The sequence below is a fragment of the Microbulbifer pacificus genome, assembly GCF_002959965.1.
Classification (GTDB): domain Bacteria; phylum Pseudomonadota; class Gammaproteobacteria; order Pseudomonadales; family Cellvibrionaceae; genus Microbulbifer; species Microbulbifer pacificus_A.
Genome location: NZ_PREV01000014.1, coordinates 1 through 2,939, shown reverse-complemented (window position 1 = coordinate 2,939; position 2,939 = coordinate 1). Strand labels below are relative to the sequence as shown.

6 protein-coding genes are annotated in these 2,939 nt (G+C 33.2%); 1 reads left to right on the top strand and 5 read right to left on the bottom strand.

Annotated features, from left to right (window positions below):
• Positions 1–44 precede the first annotated feature (44 nt).
• The 5 genes from C3938_RS17715 to C3938_RS17700 are packed head-to-tail and all read right to left on the bottom strand — an operon-like array spanning position 45 to position 1,963.
• A complete protein-coding gene (locus C3938_RS17715) occupies positions 45–272 on the bottom strand; it encodes a hypothetical protein (protein ID WP_158681500.1) in 228 nt (75 codons plus the stop codon).
• The gene (locus C3938_RS00415; protein WP_105101336.1) at positions 256–582 is read right to left on the bottom strand and encodes an HNH endonuclease; all 327 of its coding nucleotides are present in this window, start codon (positions 580–582) and stop codon (positions 256–258) included. Before C3938_RS00415 ends, C3938_RS17715 begins: the two co-directional genes overlap by 17 nt.
• Positions 569–1,114 carry a hypothetical protein gene (locus C3938_RS17710; protein WP_158681499.1) on the bottom strand — a complete coding sequence of 182 codons (546 nt, stop codon included), beginning with the start codon at positions 1,112–1,114 and terminating at the stop codon, positions 569–571. The genes C3938_RS00415 and C3938_RS17710 overlap by 14 nt, the downstream gene beginning before the upstream one ends.
• Positions 1,115–1,151: 37 nt before the next feature.
• Positions 1,152–1,532 (bottom strand): hypothetical protein, encoded by a 381-nt coding sequence (locus tag C3938_RS17705; RefSeq protein WP_158681498.1) that lies wholly within the window; start codon positions 1,530–1,532, stop codon positions 1,152–1,154.
• A 44-nt stretch (positions 1,533–1,576) separates the two neighbouring features.
• Positions 1,577–1,963 (bottom strand): hypothetical protein, encoded by a 387-nt coding sequence (locus C3938_RS17700; protein WP_158681497.1) that lies wholly within the window; start codon positions 1,961–1,963, stop codon positions 1,577–1,579.
• Between the two features lie 425 nt (positions 1,964–2,388).
• Between C3938_RS17700 and C3938_RS00410 the strand changes: the two genes are divergently transcribed.
• The coding region (locus C3938_RS00410; protein ID WP_158681496.1) for a recombinase family protein at positions 2,389–2,939 on the top strand (551 nt) is incomplete at its 3' end.

The window sequence follows — 2,939 nt, the reverse complement described above, 5'->3', positions numbered from 1 at the left end:
TTCCCCTAGGGATTAAAAAATCCCAAAACTTTTGGGCGGGGGGACTATATTGTTTTAAATACTACTGGTTTATGCCCTTTTTCATTTATAGTATTCATAATTGAACTTACATCTATAGTGACTTTGTATTCATTTCTTTCAAGATCACTGTATTCTCTCTCAGAAAAATTATAAATACTTTCAGCCTTTAATCTTTCAATTTCTCTTTTCATTTGTTCATATTCTTTAATCGGCATAGTTACTGTTATCATATTTTCACCACCATTCATCATTCCACTTAGGTTTCTTGTATTGATGTTTGAAACGATTATGTTTCTTATTGTGGCACCGAACACAAAGAGTCTCTAGATTATCATCATCAAGTGCAAGCTCCGGATAATCTTCTAGCTCTTTAATGTGATCCACATCTAACCGCTTGTGTTTATCTGGATCATGTTTATCCGTATACACTCTGCCCTGTCTCTTACACTCCTGGCATTCGTAGTTATCACGTTCTAATATTCTTTGCCTGGTTGCTATCCATTCAGAAGAACGATAGAACTTCTTTTGTTGTTCTTTTGTTCTGTATTCAATTAGTGGCATGGCCTTTTATCCTGCGTTCAATTCTATTCATTATTGGATATCCCATTTCATCAAATTCAAAATGCTCTATAGAGTAAGTTAATCCTCCAGCAAAAGACTCTGTGCTAGTTTCCCAATCTAAACCAACGTGTACTTTCTTTGTAACTTCCTCACCTTTGTATATAACTTTAGGTACCGATGTTTCGTCTTCTAATTCAATTGTTAATAATGACTTCCCTTGCTTGTGCAATGTTTGGTATGCATACGTTAAAGCATCAACTAAACTTACATCGTCTACCGGTTTATGGTATAAAGCATTGATATCTGGCATTACTATTTCACAATCAATACCTAAAGCATTTGAAATTTCTGCAGGCATTATCAATTTATGATCCGATGAAATGCTTCTATCATATTCACCAACCGATGTAGTTACTTGTACTTCTACTAAACCAAATTGATTTAATAAACCATTAAACATTGATTCAGTAATATGCGGATACTTCTCTTTTAAATACTCAATAGCCTCTTTTGAAAAGAATGCTTCACTCATTTCAATCCATCTCCTTTTATGCAAAATAAAAAGACACCTAATAAATAGATGCCTCATGCTTTGCTATCAATTTTTTAGAATGTTCATCAATCATTTTAGTTCTTTGGTCAATTCGTTTCTTTATCTTTTCAACCTTATCAACAAATAATAAAGCTTTTTCTTTTGTTAATTGATTAGATTCCCGTAGTGCTTGAGATCGTTTATTAACTCCTGCAATTCTTTCACTATCTTTTTTGTTTTCTAGCATCATTCGTTTCGATTTCTTATCTAATACCATTATGACATGCCTATGGTTGCAAAGAGGACAACGCCAGTTCCTTATTTCAATACCAGGTTTATACAAATCATCTTGTACTTTTAGCTGCTTAGGAAATAATAAGCCGTCGCACTTGTCACATCTAGTTATTGTAAACTGCATGATCTACCTCCTAAATTAAAAAGACACCTCATTTTGAGATGTCTTTAATTATCTTCACTATTAATCTCTTTGTATTTTTCGAATCCACCTTCTAATGTCGCTTGTATATTAACTCCGTAAGATTCGATTTTTTCTAAGTCACTTGGTAACAAACTTGGTGAATGTTCTTCCACAAGATTATAGGTCATAATAAATGCATGAGATTCATCTTTTGAATCAAGATTATTCTCGTACTTAGAAATATAACTATCTAGTTTATCCTGTTCTTCTTCTGTGAAATCTCTTCCTTCTTCACTTGCTCCTACAACTAAATCTCTAATTACTTCCGTATCTTCTGCAAATGATTCCCTTATTGTTTCATGATAAGCATTTGCACTACTACAAGCTGCTAAGAACAATAACAATATAAGAAATATAAATGCTTTCTTCATAATCCAACCCCCATATTAAATTATATGTTGGTTTAATTATCCAATACCGGAAGTTTTAATTCAATGATTAATTACTTACAACATATTTCTTTATATTTTTCTTTAATATTTTCTTTAGCGTTTTGACATTATATGAAGGAAAAATTTTTACTATACCCTACGTAGAGGACAGCACCGTACCCTACGTAGAGGACAGTGCTATACCCTACGTAGAGGACAGCTCACCTGTACCCTACGTAGAGGACATCTTATGTTTTGGTTATCGCTTCATATTTTTTCGATAATATAAATTTATCACCTATTTCAAGGAACGGAGCAACTTAATTTGGAAAAATTTTATTTTTATTTTATTCCTTTTTTGTTAATTATTTGGTATATTTAGAACATGCACATAAACCAAAAACATTAACCAAAAGGAGAAAGTTATGGCTACTAACATTGCTGAAGAGTACGGAATAAAGAATATAATTAATTATCTGCGCCGTTCTCGTAAGGATGAGGAACAAGAAAGAAAGACTGGCGAAGATACATTACACGCACAAAAGAAACTAATGGATAGAGTTTTAGCTGACTATGGTGTTCCTTATGATCAAGAACCAGAGATTGGATCCGGTGATAAAATTTCATCACGTCCGGTATTCCAACAAATCATTAAAGAAATTAAAAATGGGAAATATGATGCAATTGCTGTTAAAGAAATATCTCGGTTAGGTCGTGGATCGTACACAGATATGGGAATCATTTATGATTTAATCCAGGATAAACGATTAATGATAGTTACCCCTTGGAAAATATATGATCCTAGTAATCCAACTGATCTAAGACAAATACGCTTTGAGTTATTCATGTCTCGTGAAGAATATGAGACTGCTAGAGAACGTTTGAACGGAGGAAGATATAACGCTGCTATGGAAGGGAAATGGGTTGCAGGACGAGCTCCGTTCGGTTACACATACAATCCAGAAACAAAACATCT